Annotated in this window: 19 protein-coding genes and 1 pseudogene; 9 read left to right on the top strand and 11 right to left on the bottom strand. The window is 70.6% G+C overall.

Going from position 1 to position 19,196, the window contains the following annotated elements; all coding sequences use genetic code 11:
* Positions 1 to 40: 40 nt before the first annotated feature.
* Positions 41 to 631, bottom strand: coding sequence for a hypothetical protein (locus ACN9M0_RS04820; RefSeq protein ID WP_366041734.1), 591 nt, complete (start codon positions 629 to 631; stop codon positions 41 to 43).
* A 480-nt stretch (positions 632 to 1,111) separates the two neighbouring features.
* Between ACN9M0_RS04820 and ACN9M0_RS04815 the strand changes: the two genes are divergently transcribed.
* On the top strand, positions 1,112 to 2,611 hold the full coding sequence (locus ACN9M0_RS04815) for a glutamate--cysteine ligase (RefSeq protein ID WP_426403174.1): 1,500 nt from the start codon (positions 1,112 to 1,114) through the stop codon (positions 2,609 to 2,611).
* 137 nt (positions 2,612 to 2,748) lie between these two features.
* Complete coding sequence (locus ACN9M0_RS04810; protein ID WP_426405283.1) at positions 2,749 to 3,531, top strand: CPBP family intramembrane glutamic endopeptidase; 783 nt, start codon at positions 2,749 to 2,751, stop codon at positions 3,529 to 3,531.
* 53 nt (positions 3,532 to 3,584) lie between these two features.
* Here the strand turns inward: ACN9M0_RS04810 and ACN9M0_RS04805 are convergent, their stop codons facing one another.
* Positions 3,585 to 4,394: a PhzF family phenazine biosynthesis protein gene (locus ACN9M0_RS04805; RefSeq protein ID WP_399700001.1), complete on the bottom strand. Its 810-nt coding sequence runs from the start codon at positions 4,392 to 4,394 to the stop codon at positions 3,585 to 3,587.
* A gap of 119 nt (positions 4,395 to 4,513) precedes the next feature.
* On the opposite strand from ACN9M0_RS04805, the gene ACN9M0_RS04800 reads away from it, so the two are divergent.
* On the top strand, positions 4,514 to 4,897 hold the full coding sequence (locus tag ACN9M0_RS04800) for a hypothetical protein (protein ID WP_366041731.1): 384 nt from the start codon (positions 4,514 to 4,516) through the stop codon (positions 4,895 to 4,897).
* On the opposite strand, the gene ACN9M0_RS04795 is transcribed toward ACN9M0_RS04800, so the two are convergent.
* The 3 genes from ACN9M0_RS04795 to ACN9M0_RS04785 are packed head-to-tail and all read right to left on the bottom strand — an operon-like array spanning position 4,875 to position 6,941.
* Positions 4,875 to 5,423 (bottom strand): GNAT family N-acetyltransferase, encoded by a 549-nt coding sequence (locus ACN9M0_RS04795; RefSeq protein WP_426403173.1) that lies wholly within the window; start codon positions 5,421 to 5,423, stop codon positions 4,875 to 4,877. The two genes, ACN9M0_RS04800 and ACN9M0_RS04795, sit on opposite strands and share 23 nt — an antisense overlap.
* Positions 5,420 to 6,181 (bottom strand): GNAT family N-acetyltransferase, encoded by a 762-nt coding sequence (locus tag ACN9M0_RS04790; RefSeq protein WP_399699992.1) that lies wholly within the window; start codon positions 6,179 to 6,181, stop codon positions 5,420 to 5,422. The genes ACN9M0_RS04795 and ACN9M0_RS04790 overlap by 4 nt, the downstream gene beginning before the upstream one ends.
* A gap of 28 nt (positions 6,182 to 6,209) precedes the next feature.
* Entirely contained in the window at positions 6,210 to 6,941 is a 732-nt protein-coding gene (locus tag ACN9M0_RS04785) for a TioE family transcriptional regulator (protein ID WP_399699990.1), read from the bottom strand.
* 91 nt (positions 6,942 to 7,032) lie between these two features.
* On the opposite strand from ACN9M0_RS04785, the gene ACN9M0_RS04780 reads away from it, so the two are divergent.
* The 3 genes from ACN9M0_RS04780 to ACN9M0_RS04770 all read left to right on the top strand — a co-directional run bounded on the left by ACN9M0_RS04780 (position 7,033) and on the right by ACN9M0_RS04770 (position 9,819).
* Entirely contained in the window at positions 7,033 to 8,235 is a 1,203-nt protein-coding gene (locus tag ACN9M0_RS04780; RefSeq protein WP_399699987.1) for an erythromycin esterase family protein, read from the top strand.
* A 456-nt stretch (positions 8,236 to 8,691) separates the two neighbouring features.
* The gene (locus tag ACN9M0_RS04775) at positions 8,692 to 9,117 is read left to right on the top strand and encodes a hypothetical protein (protein ID WP_366041726.1); all 426 of its coding nucleotides are present in this window, start codon (positions 8,692 to 8,694) and stop codon (positions 9,115 to 9,117) included.
* Positions 9,118 to 9,267: 150 nt separating this feature from the next.
* A complete protein-coding gene (locus ACN9M0_RS04770) occupies positions 9,268 to 9,819 on the top strand; it encodes a hypothetical protein (protein WP_366041725.1) in 552 nt (183 codons plus the stop codon).
* A 596-nt stretch (positions 9,820 to 10,415) separates the two neighbouring features.
* Here the strand turns inward: ACN9M0_RS04770 and ACN9M0_RS04765 are convergent.
* From ACN9M0_RS04765 to ACN9M0_RS04755, 3 genes and pseudogenes are all read right to left on the bottom strand, one after another.
* The gene (locus ACN9M0_RS04765; RefSeq protein ID WP_366041724.1) at positions 10,416 to 10,916 is read right to left on the bottom strand and encodes an NUDIX hydrolase; all 501 of its coding nucleotides are present in this window, start codon (positions 10,914 to 10,916) and stop codon (positions 10,416 to 10,418) included.
* 1,005 nt (positions 10,917 to 11,921) lie between these two features.
* Positions 11,922 to 12,948, bottom strand: a pseudogene (locus tag ACN9M0_RS04760) (TniB family NTP-binding protein).
* Complete coding sequence (locus tag ACN9M0_RS04755; RefSeq protein ID WP_426405282.1) at positions 12,897 to 14,456, bottom strand: Mu transposase C-terminal domain-containing protein; 1,560 nt, start codon at positions 14,454 to 14,456, stop codon at positions 12,897 to 12,899. Before ACN9M0_RS04755 ends, ACN9M0_RS04760 begins: the two are co-directional and overlap by 52 nt.
* Before the next feature lie 648 nt (positions 14,457 to 15,104).
* Between ACN9M0_RS04755 and ACN9M0_RS04750 the strand changes: the two genes are divergently transcribed.
* The gene (locus ACN9M0_RS04750) at positions 15,105 to 15,902 is read left to right on the top strand and encodes a class I SAM-dependent methyltransferase (RefSeq protein ID WP_366041723.1); all 798 of its coding nucleotides are present in this window, start codon (positions 15,105 to 15,107) and stop codon (positions 15,900 to 15,902) included.
* A 151-nt stretch (positions 15,903 to 16,053) separates the two neighbouring features.
* On the opposite strand, the gene ACN9M0_RS04745 is transcribed toward ACN9M0_RS04750, so the two are convergent.
* On the bottom strand, positions 16,054 to 16,806 hold the full coding sequence (locus ACN9M0_RS04745) for a TnsA-like heteromeric transposase endonuclease subunit (RefSeq protein ID WP_426403172.1): 753 nt from the start codon (positions 16,804 to 16,806) through the stop codon (positions 16,054 to 16,056).
* A 198-nt stretch (positions 16,807 to 17,004) separates the two neighbouring features.
* Between ACN9M0_RS04745 and ACN9M0_RS04740 the strand changes: the two genes are divergently transcribed.
* Positions 17,005 to 17,628, top strand: coding sequence for a PadR family transcriptional regulator (locus tag ACN9M0_RS04740; protein WP_426403171.1), 624 nt, complete (start codon positions 17,005 to 17,007; stop codon positions 17,626 to 17,628).
* Positions 17,629 to 17,704: 76 nt separating this feature from the next.
* Here the strand turns inward: ACN9M0_RS04740 and ACN9M0_RS04735 are convergent, their stop codons facing one another.
* Together ACN9M0_RS04735 and ACN9M0_RS04730 are read right to left on the bottom strand one after the other, a co-directional pair.
* The gene (locus ACN9M0_RS04735; RefSeq protein ID WP_366041720.1) at positions 17,705 to 18,133 is read right to left on the bottom strand and encodes a type II toxin-antitoxin system Rv0910 family toxin; all 429 of its coding nucleotides are present in this window, start codon (positions 18,131 to 18,133) and stop codon (positions 17,705 to 17,707) included.
* 69 nt (positions 18,134 to 18,202) lie between these two features.
* Positions 18,203 to 18,427, bottom strand: coding sequence for a hypothetical protein (locus ACN9M0_RS04730; RefSeq protein WP_366041719.1), 225 nt, complete (start codon positions 18,425 to 18,427; stop codon positions 18,203 to 18,205).
* Positions 18,428 to 18,623: 196 nt separating this feature from the next.
* On the opposite strand from ACN9M0_RS04730, the gene ACN9M0_RS04725 reads away from it, so the two are divergent.
* Positions 18,624 to 19,196, top strand: a complete 573-nt coding sequence (locus ACN9M0_RS04725; protein WP_366041718.1) for a Clp protease N-terminal domain-containing protein — start codon at positions 18,624 to 18,626, stop codon at positions 19,194 to 19,196.

Raw genomic sequence — 19,196 nt, 5'->3', positions numbered from 1 at the left:
GCCCGGCCGGGTCACGGGGCGGGGACGCGCGTGCGGTGGATCAGGCGGGCGCCGGGGAGCCCAGGAGGGGCGGCGGCGCGAGACGCGTGCTGAGGACGGGCAGGAGATCGGAGACCTGGTAGGGCCGGTGGGCGGCGATCCCCGGGGGCGCGGGGGCCAGGGGCACCATCAGGTCGGCCGAGGCCGGGGCGACGGCGGTGCCGTCCGGCTCCGGGCCGGCGTGCAGCCAGAGGGTCAGCATGTAGAGCTCCGGTACGGAGAGCAGCCGCGGCTCGTACGTGACGGGCAGGGCCTCGGCCTGGAGCAGGGCCCGTTCCGTGGCGGAGACGTACGGGCCCTCGAAGAAGTGGGAGAAGGCCCAGCCGTCCGGGGTGAGCATGGTCTCCGCGGCGGCGATCGCCCGGTCCCCGTTCCGGATGAGGAAACGCCAGCCGGCGAGCCGGGTGTGGGGGGCGAGCCCCGGTGCTCCGGTGACGCCGAGGACGTACACGGGGAGGGGGTGTTCGGGGCTCAGCGGTCCCTGTGCGGCCCGCAGTGCGGGAGTTCGCGGCTCGCGGACGGCGGTCGGTGAGCCGAGGGCCGCGAGGACACTGCGGAGGGCCGGCGCAGGGGCCGGGGAGGGTCGGAGCATGGTGGGTCGCCTCTCGCTCAGGAGACACGGTGATGCGTGGGCAGGTACGACGGCGCTGTCGGCGGCGGGGCCAGAGAGGGGCCATGAGGCCATGACCGGGCGCCAACACTCTGCCTCGTCCGCGGAGTTTATACGACACGTGTTCACACAGTGTTTCCGCTAGACCCTGCGGATATTCCTGACAAGGCGTCATCAGGCCGTAATCGCAGGGAGTTGAAGCGGAATCACGAGGACGATACCGCTCCCACCTGCGTATTCCTCGCGAAGGCGGACGGCTGAATTCCTACCCCGGATCACAGGACAATACGACATTGGTATATGTCGAGTGTTCCTTGCCTTCGGGATGTGCCGGTGGAGCGCTCCGTCCAGCCTATCCTCCGAGAGGCCGGTTCCGCAGGCGTTGTGGATCAGCGGGGTGGGCATCATCGTCCGTGACGCGCGGCCGTCCTGGCGGCCGTCCACTCGTGGAGGGACGCTTCGATGGGGGAGAAGGTCGTGGCCGACGGGTTCGGCCCGTCCGACCGGCAGCAGTACCGGAGAAAGCTCCAGCAGTGTCTGGCGGGGCTCGCGCGACTCCTCGCGGAGAAGAGGTTCGACCGGCCGCGCAATCTCATGGGCGTGGAGATCGAACTCAATCTCGCCGGCGCCGACGGGCTGCCCAGGATGCTGAACGGCCCGGTTCTCGAAAAGATCGCCAGCACCGATTTCCAGACGGAACTCGGAATGTTCAACCTCGAAGTGAACATCGCGCCCCACCAGCTCGACGGACGCGTATTCGACCGGCTCGCGGAAGAGATCGGAACCGGCATCGGATATGCCGACCGCAAGGCCGCGGAACTCGACGCGGGCGTCGTCATGATCGGGATACTTCCCACGCTCGCCCAGCACGACCTGGTCCCCGAGAACCTCTCGGACAACGACCGTTACACGCTTCTCAACGACCAGATCCTCGCCGCCCGCGGCGAGGACTTCACCCTCGACATCCACGGCGTCGAACGCCTCCTGTGCACCTCGGAGTCGATCGTGCCCGAGGCGGCCTGCACCTCGGTGCAGCTGCACCTCCAGGTGACACCGGCCCGGTTCGCCGCCGTGTGGAACGCGGCGCAGGCCGTGTCCGGCGTCCAGATCGCGCTCGGCGCCAACGCGCCCTTCGTCTTCGGCCGCGAGCTGTGGCGCGAGTCCCGGCCGCCGCTGTTCATGCAGGCCACCGACACCCGGCCGCCCGAGCTGCAGTCCCAGGGCGTACGGCCGCGCACCTGGTTCGGTGAGCGGTGGGTGGACTCGGTGTACGACCTCTTCGAGGAGAACGTCCGCTACTTCCCCGCCCTGCTGCCGCTCTGCGACGAGGAGGACCCGCTTCTCGTCCTCGACCGGGGCGGGGTGCCGCGCCTCCAGGAGCTGGTCCTGCACAACGGCACCGTCTACCGCTGGAACAGGCCGGTGTACGGCTGGGTCGACGGGGTCCCGCACCTGCGCGTCGAGAACCGGGTGCTGCCGGCCGGGCCGACCGTCACCGACGTGATCGCGAACGCGGCCTTCTATTACGGGCTCGTACGCTCGCTCGCCGACGACCCCCGGCCGGTCTGGAAGCGGATGGCCTTCCAGGACGCCGAGGCCAACTTCGACACCGCCTGCCGTCACGGCATCGAGGCGGAGCTGCGCTGGCCCCGCGCGGGACGCGCCGGCGGCATCGCGACCCTGCCGGCCGTACGCCTCGTCCTCGACGAGCTGCTGCCGCTCGCCGCGGCGGGGCTCGACGCCTGGCACATCGAGCCGGCCGACCGCGACTTCTACCTCGGGGTGATCGAGCAGCGCTGTCTGCGGCGGGTGAACGGAGCCTCCTGGCAGGCCGACACCTTCCACCGGGCCCTGGACTCCGGCCTCGACAGGGAGGCCGCCCTCGCGGCGACCACCCGGCGGTACCGGACGCTCATGCTCGCGGGCGAGCCGGTGCACACCTGGCCCGTGGGGATCGACTGACCCCGTCCCGATCGCTCCCCGAGGTCTCCCGGCGGAGCATGGGTGATCATGTCAAGGTGGTCCCGGCCGGCCGGGACCACCGGACGGCGTGAGCCCGCGAGGGGGAAGTGGAGACAGGTGTGGTGTCGGAGCAACGACTGAGGGACGCGTCCCTGCCCCCCGACGGCCTGCCGCGCGGTGTCCTGCGCTCCGAGACGCTCATCGTGCTCGCGCTCTCGCTCGGGGCGAGCGCGGTCGCGTCGCTCATCAGCTTCATCGGCTCGCTGACCAGGCCGGGAGCGCTCAAGGAACAGGCGGCGACGCTCAACGCCTCGCACGCTCCCGGGCGGCCCTGGCTCGACCTGTCCTGGCAGCTCTTCGGCATCGCCACGGCGCTCGTGCCGGTGGTGCTCGTCGCCCATCTGCTGCTGCGGGAGGGCGCGGGGCTGCGGGCCATCGGCTTCGACCGGACCCGGCCGTGGTCGGACCTCGGGCGCGGGGTGCTGGTCGCGGCGGGGATCGGGAGCGCCGGCCTCGCCTTCTACCTCGGGGCGCGGGCCTCCGGGTTCAACCTGACGGTGGTGCCCGAGTCGCTGCCCGACGTGTGGTGGAAATACCCGGTGCTCATCCTCTCGGCGGTGCAGAACGCCGTCCTGGAGGAGGTCATCGTCGTCGGCTATCTGCTGCGCAGACTCGGCCAGTTGGGGTGGTCGCCGATGGCCGCGCTGGTGGCGAGCGCGGTGCTGCGCGGCTCGTACCACCTCTACCAGGGGGTCGGCGGCTTCATCGGCAACATGGTGATGGGCGTGGTCTTCGTGCTGCTGTACCGCCGCTGGGGGCGGGTCGGGCCGCTGGTCGTGGCACACGCGCTGCTCGACATCGTGGCCTTCGTCGGGTACGGGCTGCTGGCGGGCAAGGTGGGCTGGCTGCCCACCGTGTGACGGGACGCCGACGAGGGGGCGTGCGGCTTGAGCCGTACGCCCCCTCTCGTGCGTCAGGCGCGCAGGTCGCCCTCGATGACCGTGACGGCCTGGCCGTTCAGGAGGGTGCGGTCGCCGCGCAGGCGGGTGCGGACGAGGCCCGTGCGGGCGCCGCCCTGGAAGCCGGTGAGCTCCTCGCGGCCGAACCTGGCCGACCAGTACGGCGCGAGCGCGGTGTGGGCGCTGCCCGTCACCGGGTCCTCGTCGATCCCGACGGCCGGGAAGAAGCCGCGCGAGACGAAGTCGTATCCGCTGTCCGGGCGTTCGGCGGCGGCGGTCGCGATGATGCCGCGCGTGGAGAGGCTCTTCAGAGCGGCGAAGTCCGGGGCGAGGGAGCGGACGGTGGTCTCGTCGCGCAGCTCGACGACGAGGTCGCCGATGTGGTCGGCCGTGTCGTGGACGGCGACGATCTCGGCGCCGAGCGCCTTCTCCAGGCCCTCGGGAACGGGGAGCGGGGTGAGGGAGGAGGTCGGGAAGTCCATCGTGATCGTGCCGTCGCCCTCGGCGGTGGTGATCAGGACGCCGCAGCGAGCCGTGAAGCGGACCGTGCCGCTCGCGGTGCCGGTGGTGTGCAGGACGTGCGCCGTGGCCAGGGTGGCGTGGCCGCACATGTCCACCTCAGTGGTGGGGGTGAACCAGCGCAGGGCCCAGTCCGCCTCGCCGCCTGCGGGCAGCGGGTGGGCGAAGGCCGTCTCGGAGAGGTTGACCTCCGCGGCGACCTTCTGGAGCCAGGCGTCTTCGGGGAAGGAGTCGAGGAGCAGGACTCCGGCCGGGTTGCCGGAGAAGGGCTGGTCGGTGAAGGCGTCGACGATTCGGATGCGCATGCCACCGACCGTACCGGGGACGGAAAACCGCGGACCAAGGCCAATCGCGGAGAACTGGACCGGTCCGTCCGCGCGTCGTCCTGGGAAGGACGTGGGGGCGAGGGGTCCGGGGGGCTTCGATGATGTTCGGGTACGGGGACGAGTGGTGGATGCTGCTGTTCTACCCGGTGCTGCTGTGGGTGCCGTTCGGGCCCTTCCTCATGGGCGCGACGGGGGTGTGGTGCGCACGGCGGCCCGGACCGTGGCCGTGGCTCTGGACGGTGCTGCTGCCGCTGGTGCCGGTGGGGGTCTCGGCGACCGCCATGCTCCTGCCGCGGGGCCGGCCGACCCAGACCGACGACCTCGTCGGATACCTCCTCGTGTACGTCCTCGGCATCACGGTGCTGCCGTGGCTGCTGGGGTACGGGATCACTCGGGTCGTCCGGGTCGTACGGGATCGGCGTGGTGGGAACAGCGGTCGCGGCGGCGGGCCGGACGGGGTCACAGAGGCGCCAGGACCATGAGGATCTCGTCGCGGTCGTCGTCGGCGGCCAGGCGGAGGGCTCCGGGCCAGCGGCCGATCTCCCGCCAGCCCAGCCTGCCGTAGAACTCTTCGAGCCCGACGCCGCCCCGTGCCGCGAGGCGCAGCTGCTCCAGGCCCATCTCCTCGCGGGCGATCGCGCGGGCGTGCCGCACCAGGCCCGCGCCGATGCCCTGGCCGCGTACGCCGAGGCGGGTCTGGACGTGGTGCAGGGTGCCCCAGTGCGCGATCAGCGCAAAGGTGTCGCGGCGGAGGCACAGCCAGCCCGCGAGGGCGCCGTCGACCGTCGCGACGACGAGACGGCTGCTCGCCGGGTCGAGTCCCGCGACGATGCGGTCGACCGCGGCGGTGACCTCGGCCGGGTCGACCGGCGGGAAGGGGAAGCCGGCCGCGCCGCCCGCGTCGCTCACCTCGGTCCAGCAGTCGACGAGGGCCGGTACGAGACCGTCGGGCAGCGCCCCGGGGGCGGTGAACTGGGTGAAGAGCGGGGTGCCGTCCTTGGTGATCATGGCAGGAGTGTCGCAAACGGTGCTGGTGCCGGTTCGCTCGGGGCGAGCTCCAGGGAGAGCTGGGCGCCCAGTTCCTCGAAGCCCAGCGCGGCGGCGACCCGCCGGGAGGCCGGGGGACGTGCGCGCCACTGCGGAAGGAGACCGGCGGCGAGTGCGTGGGCGACCGCCGCCGAGGCAGCCGCCCGAGCGAGCCCGCGGCCGCGTGCCCCCGGGGCCGTCAGCACGCTGAGGTGGGCGGTGCGGCCGGGCCAGGCCTCGTATCCGGCGGCGGCGGCCACCCGGCCCTGCTCGTGGACCACGAACGCGGGTGAGGTGATGTCGTCCAGGGCGGCCTCGGCGGAGTCGTCCCGGCCGGCGCTCTCCTCCAGGACGCGCAGCGCCGGATGGCCGCCCGGCAGTCGGTCCACCGGCGACAGGGCGGCGGCCGGGCGGAACCCTTCCGGGGACACGTACGACAGGGCGGCAGGGCCGAGCACCCCGGTCACGGGCAGCGCCGCGCGGACGGAGTCGGCATCCACCAGGGCCGTCACGGGCAGGCCCGCCAGGGCGGCCCGCACGGTCGCTGCGGCCCTCTCGTCCGGCGCTGTCACGAGCGCCGATCCGCCGAGTGCGACCACCCCGACCCAGCCGGGCGGGCACAGCCCCGATTCCGGGGACACGATCACGTTCACGCCGCCCGCGGGCGGGAACGACCGTGGTGCGTGGGCCAGTTCCTCCCACAGGCTCCGGGCTTCGAGGAGGAGCGGATGCGTCTGCATGGCGGCGATCCTGCCATGCGGAGCCTTCTCAGCCGCGCTCGCGGAGGTACGCCTCCAGCTCCGCCGCACCGGTCAGCATCGCGCGCCCACGGGCCGACAGCCGACCGTGCCAGTCGGTCAGCGCGGCTTCCAGCGGCTCCAGGCCTCCGGCCGCCCGCACGTGGGCGACCAGCGGGGCGATCCGGTCCAGCGGATATCCGCCCCGCCTGAGTTGGTGGGCCAGCCGGGCGTCCCGTACGGCGGCCTCGTCGTAGACCCGGTACCCGGTCCGAGGGTCGCGCCGCGGACGGACGAGACCGGCCCGCTCCCACTTCCGCAGCGTCGCGGGACGGATGCCGAGCTTCTCGGCCAGCGGCCCGATGAAGGTGCCGCCGGGGTCGGGCCGCGAGCCCGGGGCGGGAGCCGAGGCGGGATCCAGGTCGCGGAGGGCGCTCTCCACGGCCCGGAGGGTCCGCCGGTCGTCGAGGAGCTGGGCGTGGCTCTCGTCGATCAGGCGGAACCCCTCGTCGAGCGCGCCCTCGTTCACGGCCCGCAGGATCGCCGTCGCCGTCGGGTGGCCGTGGCCGGGCAGCAGGGCGAGGAACGCGCGCAGTGCCGCCGCGTGCAGCGGGGTGTAGGTGCGGTAGCCGTGGGCCGAGCGATCGGCGGCGGGGAGGATGCCGGCCTCTTCGTAGTTCCTGATCGCCTGCGTGGAGAGATCGTGCCGACGGGCCAGATCGATCGGCCTCAGCCGCACACCGCTTTGAAGGTTCTTCCCCATGAGACCGACGATATCCCGGCTGCCACTGGGGGAGTTCGCGGCCACGGCAGAGAAAAGTCTCCACCGAAGGTTCAACGATAGCGTTGAAGGCATGGCGACTGACATCAAGGACACCGCCCATGCCGTCGACGCTGCCGCCGTCATGAGGCTGCTCCCGGCCCGGCCCCGGCTGCTCGCCCTCGGCGAGCCCACCCACGGCGAGGACACTCTGCTCGAACTGCGCAACGAGCTCTTCCGGCAGCTCGTCGAGCAGGAGGGCTACCGGACGATCGCGCTCGAGACCGACTGCCTGAAGGGCCTGGCCGTGGACGACCACGTCACCTCGGGCACGGGCACCCTCGACGAGGTCATGGAGCACGGATTCAGCCACGGCTGGGGCGCCTCCGCGGCCAACCGCGAACTCGTGCGCTGGATGCGCGCGTACAACGAGGGCCGGCCCCCGTCCGAACGGCTCCGCTTCGCCGGTTTCGACGGCCCGCTGGAGATCACCGGAGCCGAAAGCCCCCGGCGGGCCCTCACCGCACTCCACGACTACCTGGCGGCCCGGGTGGACGCGGACCTGCTCCCCTGCACCGCGGACACCCTCGACGACCTGCTCGGCACCGACGACCGGTGGACCGAGCCCGCCGCGATGACGGACCCGGCCCGGTCCGTCGGCCGGTCGGCCGAGGCCGGCCGACTGCGGCTGCTCGCCGACGAACTGGTGGAGCTGCTCGACGAGCAGGGGCCGCACCTGATCGCGGCGACCTCGCGGGACGACTGGGACCGGGCGCGCCTGTACGGGCGCACCGCCCTCGGTCTGCTGCGCTACCACCACTGGATGGCCGACACCTCGCAGGTTCGCCTGGCCCGCCTCGTCGGTGTGCGGGACCGGATGATGGCCCGGAACCTCCTCGCGGTCGCCGACCGGGGCCCGGTGTTCGTCCACGCCCACAACTCCCACCTCCAGCGGGGGAAGAGCTCGATGCGGATGGGCGGGAAGCCGCTGGAGTGGTGGAGCGCCGGTGCGCTGGTGAGCGAGGAGCTCGGCGAGGAGTATGCCTTCGTGGCCATGGCCCTCGGCACGATCCGGCACCAGGGAGTGGACGTGCCGCCGCCGGACACCGTCGAAGGACTCCTGTACGTGCTTCCTGAGGACCGCTGTGTCGTCGACGCCCGGGGGCTGGCCGCCGTCCTCGGCGACGCGAGGCCCGCGACGCGCGTGTCTCCCTGGTTCGGCTACGCGCCGTTCGACCCGGCCCACCTGGCGGCCATCGAGGGGCTCGTCTTCGTCAGGGACGTCCCGCAGGGCTAAGGGTTGTCCCGTAAATGCAGCGCCAGCTTGCTGAACCGGGCGCCGACCGTCATGACTGTCCGATCTCAGCAAGATCAGCTCGAACGGAATCTCAACCGTGATGGATCTCCCACGGGCAGGCGTGCCATATAGCCCCCCGGCCTGGGGCCGGACAGCCGAGTGGGTGGCGAAATGCTGGCAGTCGGGTTCTTGGGGCGTCGAATCGATGCGTTGCTCATCGCCGGGGAACATCGTTGTACCCGGTGGGCTCGCTGGAGCCCGGTTGTCCAGGCCCAAACAGGAAAGAGACACCGAAGTGCGCACGCGCCTTCTCGCAGCAGTGGCCGCCGCCTCTATCGCCCTCATCCCCTCGGTACAGCCTCCGCCACGGCGCAGGCCGAGACCGGCAGCATCTCCTGTAGCGGCGGCGACATCGACCTGCAATACAACCCCGGCATCACCTTCAGCAAGTAGACCGTGCAGCTCACGGGCGGCGACATGGGCCTGTGCACGTCGGCCAAGCACCCGAAGATCACAGGCGGCGTCGTCCGCTTCGAAGCCTCGCTTGAGGCCGCGTGTCCCGGCCCGATTGGCCCGGGAGAAGCCAAAGTGACGATCAGCTGGAGCGACGGAAGCAAGTCGGTCATCAACCAGCCGACGTTCCGTGGCGATGCCCAGTCCTTCACCCTCGAAGGAGGCTCCGTCGCGAGCGGCCCCTTCCTCGACGGCATCACACGCGCGTCCGGCCGGACCACGACCAGCTCGATCGAGCTCGGCGCCGCCTGCATGACCCGCGGCCTCACCAGCTACCGGTCCACGATCGACGAGTTCACCATCTCCTCGTTCGCCCGCAGCTGCTCTTGCGGTGTCAGCCCCACCTGGCAGGATCACCGGCATGAGTGAGTAGCGGATCGCCCGTACCGCCGCGGGAGTGATTGCTGGCATGGGCCGTCTGGATGGCACACGGTTACCCGTCCGACCGAGGACCTGTTGTCACGTTGATCGGGACAGGCCGCAGCCAGGCCAGTCCGCCCTCGATGACAAGGACCCACCGTGAGGCTCACCCGGACCATCGCCGCCATCGGCGCTGCCGCAGCCGCAATCGTCTCCCTCCACACCACCGTCGCACAGGCCCAAGACGAGGGTGGACTGCTGTCCATCCTCGACACCTCCTCAGTGCTCAACACCCCCTCACTCACCCTCGCCTGTTTCCCAGCCGGCCAGGTCGGCAAGGGCAACACCTTCACCGGCACGCAGAACGTCAGCTGCAACCAGAGCGCCACGCAGACCAACCCCGCTCCTCCAGCCAACGGCGGCAGCAACGGTGGTGCAACGTCCCGGATCGTACGCAGCACCGTCGTGCCCGTAGCAGGCAACGCGACCGAGTTCGCCGCGGCATACTGCGACGCCGGAGAGGTCGCTACCGGAGGGGGCTACGACGTCTCTCCCCACGGTGCCAACGTGAGCGTGACCTTCTCGGGCCCCGGCGACGCGAACGCCGACGGCCGCGCCGACGCATGGGGCACCAACGCCCACAACAACACCACCGAGCAGGTGAGCTTGCAGGCATACGCCGTCTGCTCGCCAGCAGCCGCCGCGTCGTAACGCCGTCCCCGGGGGTCTGTCACTCAGAGCCGCCGTCGGATGCCCGTCGTGCCGCGCCGGCAAGGGAGTGTGGCGGCCCAGGCCCGCGGCTGACCTCCCGCCGGTTCGAGTGATCAACCGAGGAACGGGAAGACGCCGGGCGGCACGAAAGGCACGACGAGGTGGTGGTCCCTGATGGCCCGACCTGTATGGACCGGTGTGGTCTCCTTCGGTCTCGTCTCGCTTCCCATCGCTCTCTACACCGCCACGGACAGTCACACCATCCACTTCCACCAGCTGCAGCGCGGCACGCTCGGGCGATGCTCCCTCAGGAACATTTATGGGACAGCCCTTAGGGGGTGCCTTCGTCCGTTGTCCTGTGACACGCGAACTTTGACCGTTGTCATCGAACCTTGACCGCCTCAGGGTGGCGGGGTGCGTCTTGGCTTTGTAGGTGAGTTTGGAGAGCGTCCGTCGCTCAGCAGCGAGAACGCCCGGATCCACGGGAGAGTGATGTCGCTGAGTTCTGGAAACACCTGGGTGCTTGCTTCGGGACCACTCGCGCCCGAGCCGAACAGTCCCTGGGCTGAGGGGCCCGATCGAAGAGGCGGGAAAGGTCAGGACTGCGCGGTCCGGAACGCGAGATACCGGCTGAAGGCTTCATGGCTGTCGGGAGTGAAGCGCCACTCCAACAGGGCCGAGTGAAGCTCCGACTCGGTTAGCCAGCCATGCCAGGCGACCTCATCGGGATCGGGGGTCACAGCGTCGGGAACCACGGCTTCGTGCACGCCGAGCCAGTGAGGGCTCAAGCCGCTGCGGTTGATGAACGTGAACAGCAAGTGCGGCAGGCCACGGATGCCCAGCTCTTCGACCAGCTCCCGCGCGGCAGCCTGTTCATAGGATTCGCCGGCATCCACGGCGCCACCGACCATGACCTCATAGAGCCCGGGGAAGCGCGACAGATGCTCCGACCGCCGATGGACGAGGATCCGGCCACGCTCATCACGACACACCGTCGAGGCGATTCGATGCAGCCACCCCTCCCGGATGGCCTGCCGACGGGTGACCACCCCCAGGACACGATCTTGACGGTCGACACGCTCCACCAGTTCATCCACGACGCACACCCTGGCAGAACCCACTGACAACGCCGTCTCTCGGCGAACTGTTCTCGGAACTCGACAACATTCTGGACCCGCTTGATCAACATCTGTTGCCTGAACTCGGCATCAACCGTTCTCGCGTTCATCGACGAAGCCATGTGTCTGCCATGCGCTGTCGGTATGCCCTCTGGCGGCATCGGTGAGAGCACATCCGGCCCTGCTTCTCCGGAGGCAGCAGATCTCCACAGACCTCGCAGGTTCGTGACTGCCGCTGGCGATATGCCTTCTGGCGGCATCGGTGAGAGCAGGTCCGTCGAAGCCCGTGGCGAGGGCCAGATGGGAGCGTTTCCCCGCAGACGGGGCCAGACCTTGGTGTGGGCGGTGGCGGAGGTTCGAGAGGCGGAACTGTGCGGGCCTGAGCCTCTCGCCAGCGTTGTGCCTGCTGACGGCAGCGTGGGGAGCATGTTCGGCGTCGTGACGAGCTTCCGGGCGGGATGGGTTCGCCGCAGACGGGTCAAGCTCGTGGTCCGGATGAGTCGATTTGTTCTGCCCGTTCTGCGCGGGCTTGCTGCCGTTCGAGGAAGGCGGCCCGACGGCAGCGCGACGAACAAAGGCGCTGGCGCCCTCCGGGACGGATCCGCATGCTCTGCCCGCATTGCCTGCAGGGGATTTGTTCCCATTGGGCGTTCGGATGACGTCTTCGGTAGGCCTTCTGGCGGCAGGACCGGGAACACCTGAGGGCCTGGCGTCCGAGGATTCCGAGGGGAGGCATGGCCGCGCCGCACTCCAGACAGCGCTTGGTCTCCAGCGTGACCCGGAGGGCTTCGGCGTCCCGGCCGGTGATGGCGGCCAAGCGGCCGAAGCTGGGGAGACCGCGGTGCTGGGGCGGTTCGCAGAGGTAAGTCCGCAGGTAGAGGGGCGGAAGGTGGTTGGCCTGGGCCAAGCGGACGATGAAGGCCCGGACGCCCTCGCTGGCCTGGGGCCGGACCAGAACGGGCAGGAGCCGGAGCCTCTCGTCGTTCAACGGACGCCCCCAGGACTGCGGAACTCGGGAGCCTCGGCGGCGACGTCCAGAGGGACGGCTTCGAGTCCCGCCTTGGTGATCTTCTCCGAGCCGTCGAGAATCGCGTCCATCGCGGCGCCCCGGACCTGGTGAGAGAGGGCGCCGATCATGCCGCCGGTGCGGTCGTGGAGGTAGCGGTCCAGCTTGGCGAGGGTGTCGGGCTTGTGCTGCCGCAGGTTCAGGGTGTCCTCCATGGTGGCGACCAGGCCCCGCCACTCGCTGTTGTAGGGGAACGGGCGAGTGGGGATCAGGGTGAAACGGCCGGCGATCTGGGCTCCGCGGGTGCCAGTCAGCAGGGTGCTGTGCTCGATGTCGATGCCCGCGTAGATGAACGTGGCGGGGATGCGCTCGGAGAAGTACTTCAGGGGTGTCGGCGACCTCGGCGCCGTGCCGGGTGGCGAGCGAGACATTGTGTAGCTCGTCGACCAGCACCATGCCGGTGCGGGAGTCGGTGCAGACCCCGACGACGGCCTCGATGAGATCGGTGATGTTCATCCGGGCCATCACCGGCAGGCCGAGGAACCGGGCGAACTCGGCTGCGATCATGCGGGGTGTCGCGGCGGGCGGGACGGTGATGTAGATGACCGGGATGCGGTCCGCCGCGGCGGGACGGCGGGCCCGGTCCAGCAGTTCGTGGGACCGGCCGAGCTGGGTGATCGCGATGGTCTTGCCCGTGCCGGCGGCGCCGGAGACGATCAGGCCCCGGCGGGCGCTGATCGCGTGCTGGTTCAGCAGGACCAGGCGGCGACCGCAGGTCACGGTGTGCCGGACGACGGAGGTGCGGACCACCAGCAGTCTCGCGTGATGGTCCAGGCGGGCCTCGTCGAACGCGGCCTGCCCGGCCTCACCCAGAGCGTCGTATTCGTCGTCCGTGAGCCGGGGCGGCGGGGGCGGTGCCTCCTCGATGAAGCGACGCCAGCCGTCGAGGGTGGTCAGGTGCCGCTCGGTCTCCTGGGGCGGGGGTGTCGTCCGGGGCGCTTCCAGGGGTCCTCGAGCCGGTCGAACAAACCGAGCGGAATGACCTCGGCCAGCGTCTCCTCGGACTCTTCCGGAGCGTCCTCGCAGGAGGTGCCGGCGCCGGCGGAGGCCGGTGTGACGGGACCGGCGGCCTTCGTGCGGGCGGCGACGCGGCGGTCGCGTTTGCTGGACTGGGGGCCGGTCTCGGTCTGCGGGCCGGCGTGGGCCCGGGTGAGCAGGGCGGCGACCGCGTCGGCGATCTCCGCCTCGGTGGCCCGGGGCAGCTGGTGACTGACGTGGTCCCAGGCCAGGTCGCCGAAGGGGCCCGGGACCCGGTTGAGGTATTTCCAGGTGGCCTGGACCCAGGTGTTGTCGCGGCGGTGGTCGCGTACCCAGATGCGGCAGACGTCGTAGGGGTCGCGGTGGACCTCCCCAAGGCCCCGTTTCGCCCGGATGCCGGAGTCCTGACGGCGCATCCGCCCCAGCTCAGGGCTGTCGTAGGTGCGGTTCTTGATCCGGATGCCGTAGTCGTTGACCACCCGCCACTCGGCGGGCAGGAGCTCGAGGTAGTCGTCACCGCTGAGGGCGACCGGGACATAGCCGCAGGCCTCGACCAGGGCGGCGTACTTCTCGTTCGGCGTGAACAGCCGGCCCGGATGAGCGGGGTCGCGCAGGCCGTCATGGGGGCGGTTCTGCCAGTGCGCGACGATCCACTCGTCCAGCAGATCCTGCAACTCCAGCAGCGACCATAGGCGTTCGCCCTCCAGGTGACGGCCGCGGTGGTCGCTGTTGCGGCCGGCGTAGCGGGGCAGGAACTGGGCGAACAGCGTGGCCACCGAGCCCAGCATCTTCTCGATGTGCCCCTTCTCGAAGGGCGAACCCTTGTGCGTCGGCTGGAACTCGATCTCCAGAAACCGGCAGGCCGAGCGGAAGTTGCGGGAGATGAACGCCTTGCCGTGGTCGCAGACGATCATCTCCGGGACGATCACCGGCCGTGCGGCGGCATGCTCCAGCCGTTCGTCCAGGGCCAGCAGCCGGCGGTGCGGCAGCACAGAGCGGGACATCTTCAACGCGTCCACCCAGCCCGGCCGCATGAGTTCGGGCGTGACGGTGCGGGCCAGCAGAGCGCTGGCGTCGACCGACTTCGTGGTCGGCCGCAACACCGCCGCGGTCACCGTCCGCGTCGCGACATCGACCATCGCAGTCAGCTCGACCTTGCCAGCGACGCCGCTGTCCAGCCGGACCAGCACGTCCAGCGGGGTGGAGTCGATCTGCATGACCTCACCCGGGGCGAACACCGGCAGTTCGCCATGCGGTCCTTGGGCTCCGTGAGCCCTGGACCGGCGGGTGGTGGCGGAGCCGGTCGTGTGGGTGCCCGCGGTCAGCTTCGCCAACAGCCGGTAAAGCGTCCGCTGCGAGGGCAGCTTGACCTGCTGTCCTTCCGGGGAGGCCTTGAGGATCTCGCCGGTCCGCCAGAGCAGGAACGTGCCCGTGCGGGTCGAGGCGTCCACGGCCTCGTCGATCGCCTGCCGCATCGCGGTGACCACCGCGTCGTCCACCTCGCCGAACCGCGGCCTCTTGCGGACCGGCCGGTGGTCAGCCAGGCCGATCACCCCGTGCTCCTGGTAGCGGCGCCGGCGGTGGGCGACTGTGCTGGCACTCACCCGGTGCCCGGCAGCGGACAGTTCGGCCGCCTTGGCCCGCTGGCGGGCGGTCAGCGAGCGGTCCGGCCCGTATTCGGGCCGGGGCGCCGTGCCCGGCTCGGCCCCGGGCGGCAGACCGTGCAGGACCTCCAGGACGTGCCCCTCCCACCACAATGCCTTCCCCACCACCGCCTCCGGGAAGGTCTCCAGCAGCGACGCCGGCGGCAGCGGCATCCGCATCGGCGTGTCCACGACCTCGAAGCCCGCGGCCTCGAACAACTCCAGCAACGGCACGACCCGATAAGGCCGTTCGCCATCGCTCAACGTCACCGCCAGGGCCGACACCGCGAGAACCCCGCGAAGCTGCCTGTCGGGGTACACGTGAATGTGCACAGTGCGGTACACGGATACCTGCTCGCATGCCGGCCGCCGACGTCATGAGCGGGCCCCGCTCCTTGACCCGGACGGTTTCCGTAGCGGCCGTGCGGCCGACCATGTCATTCTCCGATCGGTAGCCTGCTCTTCCCGCCGGAGGTCGACATGGCGCTCCTTCCCGACATCACCGCGTTCTACGGTGCCGGCGATGAGGCTGGCCGCCTCACTTCCGGGCGCACCATCGGGACAGTCGAGCTGCTGCGGACGCAGGAACTCCTGCGGGCTCACCTTCCGAGCTCGCCCGCGTCCGTGCTGGATGTCGGCGGCGGGCCTGGAGTGCATGCTCGCTGGCTCACCGACAGCGGCTATCAGGTTCTCGTCGTCGACCCGGTGGAGAAGCACGTAGGGCAGGCCCGCCACCAGGGTCTGGCTGCCTTCGTGGGAGACGCGCGGCAACTCGACCAGCCAGGCGCTACGTTCGACGCCGTGCTGATGCTCGGTCCCCTCTATCACCTGCCGGACGGCACCGAGCGTGCCCGTGCATGGCGGGAGGCTCACCGGGTCGTCAAGCCCGGTGGCCTGGTCGCTGCCGCCGCCCTCAACCGGTACGCCAAGCTCCTGGACCTGGACTCACCCCGTTCGCTGGACATCGCAACGACCGGGCTGCGCGTTCGCCGGGACGGCCCCACCACGTACTACCACGACCCCTCCGAGCTCTGCACCGAGGCCCGGCACGCCGGCCTTGGTGACCTCACGGTCTACGGGCTGCACGGGCCCGCCTACGAGGCCCTGAGAGCCGAAGAGCGCCGGACCGGGACAAAGGACCTGGGCGTGAAGGCGCTTGAAACCGCCCTGGCTGCCGCACGGTTCGCCGACGGCCACCCAGAGCTCGTGGTGTCCAGCCTGCACCTGCTGGCAGTTGCGCGCCGACCACGCACCCCCGTGAACCCTGCCAACCCCTAGCCTTCGCGGTCGCCTCGTTCGCGTGCTTCCTTCAGTGACACGTGGGCACGAAGTCGCGTACCTGGCTGAGCACATTCACGTGTACGCCGACACCGCCCGTCGAACCGGACCCGATCCCCGACCGTGACCCGAGCCGGCCGCTTCAGCCCACTCATGACAACCACCTCCCGGCCCAGACCAGGCTGTCCGTACCCAGCAGTGCGGACCCCAGATCAGCGTTGAGCCGCCCGGACCACAGCAGATGGAACAGCACCGGAAGAACCTGCAGCCGGTCGCCGACCCGCTCGGCCCCGGTCCACAACGGCAACGGCTCCGCGAACACATCCACCAGCCGGGCCGCGACCTCCGCCGGGTGCCCCGAGCGGCGTCGCCGGTATCGGGCCAGCCAGCGGACGTTCGCCATGAACACCGGCTCCGGCGCATCCGCCCACTCGAACTCCCAGCCCACCGCCCCGCAGGCCTCGCGCGTGGCCTCGAAGGCCTCCTCCGTCCGCTCGTCCAGACGGTCGGCGGACCGGACATCGACCACCCGGGCCCGGCCGTCGGCAAGCCGTACGAAGTAGTCAGGGGCGTGACGACGCGACTCCCGCCCGTCGTGCCAGTGCAGCCAGAACGGCTGCGAGGCGATCCCGACCACCTCCGGATCGCGATCCAGCAGGACCAGCCGGTCCCGCTCCAGCCACGACTCGTATCCCACGTGATCAGCCGTCGTCGCGGCGTAGTACCAGCCCGGGAAGCTCTCGCCGCCCTTCGCCCAGCGGAACCGGCGAACCGGCTCGGCCTCCTCGAAGCGAACGCTCCAGGACTCTCCCAGCGGCAGCCGACGGCGACCTCCGGGACCGCAAAACTCCAGCTCAAAAGCCGATAACGCGGAGTCGCCGTAGCGACGAGCCGGTACCCCCACCCTGCCCCCAACCACACCGGTCAAAGTTCGGTGTCAGGAACGTAATCGGTGGTCAAAGTTCAGTGGCAATCGAACGAGATTCGCTGTCACAGGACACCCGTGACCGAGCTGTCGGGTATTGCTCGGCGAACAGTTCCGATATATCGTTGAGCCATCGCGACAGTTCGACGATGGAATCCCGATGGAAGGAGCGTTGCGATGCGTTCACCTGGACACGAGTACGGAAACGGACACGGACACGGTCGTGGAGGCTGCGGCCCCGGGTCTCGGGGTGACTTCGAGGGGCGGCGTGCCGCGTTCGGGCCTTTCGGGCCCGGGTTCGGCGGTGGGCCGTTCGGTGGAGGGCCCTTCGGCGGGCGCGGACGCGGTGGCGGCCGGGGGCGGGCGCGGCGCGGTGACGTGCGTGCCTCGATCCTGGCGCTCCTGAAGGACCGCCCGATGCACGGCTACGAGATGATCCGGGAGATCGGCGAGCGCAGCGACGGGGCGTGGAAGCCCAGCCCCGGCTCGGTCTACCCGACCCTCCAGATGCTGGAGGACGAGGGGCTGATCACCAGCGCGAGCGAGGGCGGCAAGAAGCTGTTCACGCTCACCGACACCGGGCGCGCGGAGGCCGAGGAAGGCCCCGAGGCGCCGTGGGAGGAGGCCGGGCGCGGGGTCGACTGGGACGCCGTGAACGAGATCCGGCAGGCCGGCTTCGGCCTGATGGAGGCGTTCGGGCAGGTCTGGAAGACCGGCAGCGCCGAGCAGCGGCAGAAGGCGGTCACCGTGATCAACGAGGCCCGCAAGAAGCTGTACCTGATCCTCGCCGACGAGCACTGAGCCCGTCGGTCCCGAAGAGAGGAAAGGCCCCGCGACCGTGGTCGCGGGGCCCTTCCCGTGCTTCCGGCGTGGCAGCTCAGGCCACCAGGCCCGCGAGCTTGCGCAGGGACTCGGTCAGCGCCGCCGTCGCCGAGTCCTTGAGTTTGCCCGCCATCAGGGAGACCGCCGCGCCGGTGAACTCGCCGTCGATCCGCACCGTCGTCGCGTCCCCCTCCGCCGCCAGCGAGTACCGCGTGGCGACGACGACCCCCATCGGGCCCTTGCCCCTGATGGCGAACGCCCGCTCGGACTCCAGCTCCTCGACCGTCCACAGGACCTCGGCGGGGAAGCCCATCAGCTTCATGTTCTCCGTGAAGGTCGCGCCGGCCTCCAGGGCGGCCGGGCCGCCGTTCGGGAAGCTGGTGTGGGTGGCGTTCCACTCGCCGTACGAGGAGAAGTCCGTGAGTCGCGCCCAGACCTTTCCGGCGGGCGCCTCGATCCGTGCCTCCGCGCTGACTTCGGCCATGAGACCACCCCTTCACGCGTGCCAACTGGGTTCCGGTGTCGCGGAACGTAGCGGGGTGGTCGTGAACATTCAATACTGATGAACCGTCAGTTCTGCGGTCGTCGGTCCCGTACCGTCGCCGATCCACCAGATCTCGGCCGCGTCGAAGCTGTCGGAGGCGCGCGGCGCCCCGTCCTCCTCGTGGCAGTGGAAGGCCGCCCAGAACAGATCGGCCGGCAGCGCCTCCCGGGGTGCGTACACCCGGTACACGTACTGCCGCCCGTCGCGTGAGAGCAGAGCCACCATCCAGAACACGACCGGAGGACGAGCGGAAGAGGGCCTGTGGTTGCAGTGGGGGCGCAAAGCAAGGCGGCGCGCGCCCCTCGGGGGTGACGCACGCGATCTCATCCGTAAGGAGGAGGAACCGTGCGCCCGTGCCCAACTCCGGTGGGATGCGGACATGCTTCTCCCCGGTGATGTTCCGGCCGCCCGGGCCTGATGAGGTGGGAGGGTGCACCATCCTGTCCCACGCCCTCAGCCGCTCCCCTCGTCCGTCGCCCCGCGCGCGGAGCTCGCGACCTTCCTGACGCCTTCGCTCGCTGCGGTCGTGTCGGGCGCGCGCCGCAGAGCGCTCCGGGACGGTGACCGCCAGATCGACACCGCCCACCTCCTGCACGCGCTCCTCGAGTCCGACCCCGAGGCCGGTGCCGCCTTCGAGGGCGGCCACCGGCTCGCCCGCGTCCTCGGCTACCTCGTCCAGCGGTCCATCGGATACGGCTTGCGCTGGCAGCGCTCGGAAGAGAAGTCGGCGACCCGACGCCTGCTGCCCGCCGCGCGCGGGGCCGAACCCCAGGGCACCCGTCCGTCCCCCTGGTCGCCCGCCGCGGCCGCCGCCCTGGAGGGGGCGTTCCGGCGGGCAGCCGAGCGTGGCGAGCCGCAGGCCCGCGGCATCGATCTGCTCACCGCCCTCGCCTCCGATCCCGAGAGCCGGGCCGTCGAGGTGCTGCGTCGCGCGGGGGTCGACCCGGCCGCCCTGGCCGCCCGAATCGCCGGCCTGGAAGAGGGGCCGTCTCAACAGGTGTAA

It is taken from the genome of Streptomyces sp. R-07 (assembly GCF_049913175.1).
In the GTDB taxonomy this organism is placed as follows: Bacteria; Actinomycetota; Actinomycetes; order Streptomycetales; family Streptomycetaceae; genus Streptomyces.
The sequence above is the reverse complement of the archived record's forward strand: the minus strand, read 5'-3'. Positions and strand labels throughout refer to the sequence as shown.

Bases quoted from the DNA above. Each gene is read 5' to 3' on its own strand.
- ACN9M0_RS04820 (WP_366041734.1), bottom strand. From the start codon at position 631: ATGCTCCGACCCTCCCCGGCCCCTGCGCCGGCCCTCCGCAGTGTCCTC.
- ACN9M0_RS04815 (WP_426403174.1), top strand. From the start codon at position 1,112: ATGGGGGAGAAGGTCGTGGCCGACGGGTTCGGCCCGTCCGACCGGCAG.
- ACN9M0_RS04805 (WP_399700001.1), bottom strand. From the start codon at position 4,394: ATGCGCATCCGAATCGTCGACGCCTTCACCGACCAGCCCTTCTCCGGC.
- ACN9M0_RS04800 (WP_366041731.1), top strand. From the start codon at position 4,514: ATGATGTTCGGGTACGGGGACGAGTGGTGGATGCTGCTGTTCTACCCG.
- ACN9M0_RS04795 (WP_426403173.1), bottom strand. From the start codon at position 5,423: ATGATCACCAAGGACGGCACCCCGCTCTTCACCCAGTTCACCGCCCCC.
- ACN9M0_RS04790 (WP_399699992.1), bottom strand. From the start codon at position 6,181: ATGCAGACGCATCCGCTCCTCCTCGAAGCCCGGAGCCTGTGGGAGGAA.
- ACN9M0_RS04785 (WP_399699990.1), bottom strand. From the start codon at position 6,941: ATGGGGAAGAACCTTCAAAGCGGTGTGCGGCTGAGGCCGATCGATCTG.
- ACN9M0_RS04780 (WP_399699987.1), top strand. From the start codon at position 7,033: ATGGCGACTGACATCAAGGACACCGCCCATGCCGTCGACGCTGCCGCC.
- ACN9M0_RS04755 (WP_426405282.1), bottom strand. From the start codon at position 14,456: ATGCGGCAGGCGATCGACGAGGCCGTGGACGCCTCGACCCGCACGGGC.
- ACN9M0_RS04750 (WP_366041723.1), top strand. From the start codon at position 15,105: ATGGCGCTCCTTCCCGACATCACCGCGTTCTACGGTGCCGGCGATGAG.
- ACN9M0_RS04740 (WP_426403171.1), top strand. From the start codon at position 17,005: ATGCGTTCACCTGGACACGAGTACGGAAACGGACACGGACACGGTCGT.
- ACN9M0_RS04735 (WP_366041720.1), bottom strand. From the start codon at position 18,133: ATGGCCGAAGTCAGCGCGGAGGCACGGATCGAGGCGCCCGCCGGAAAG.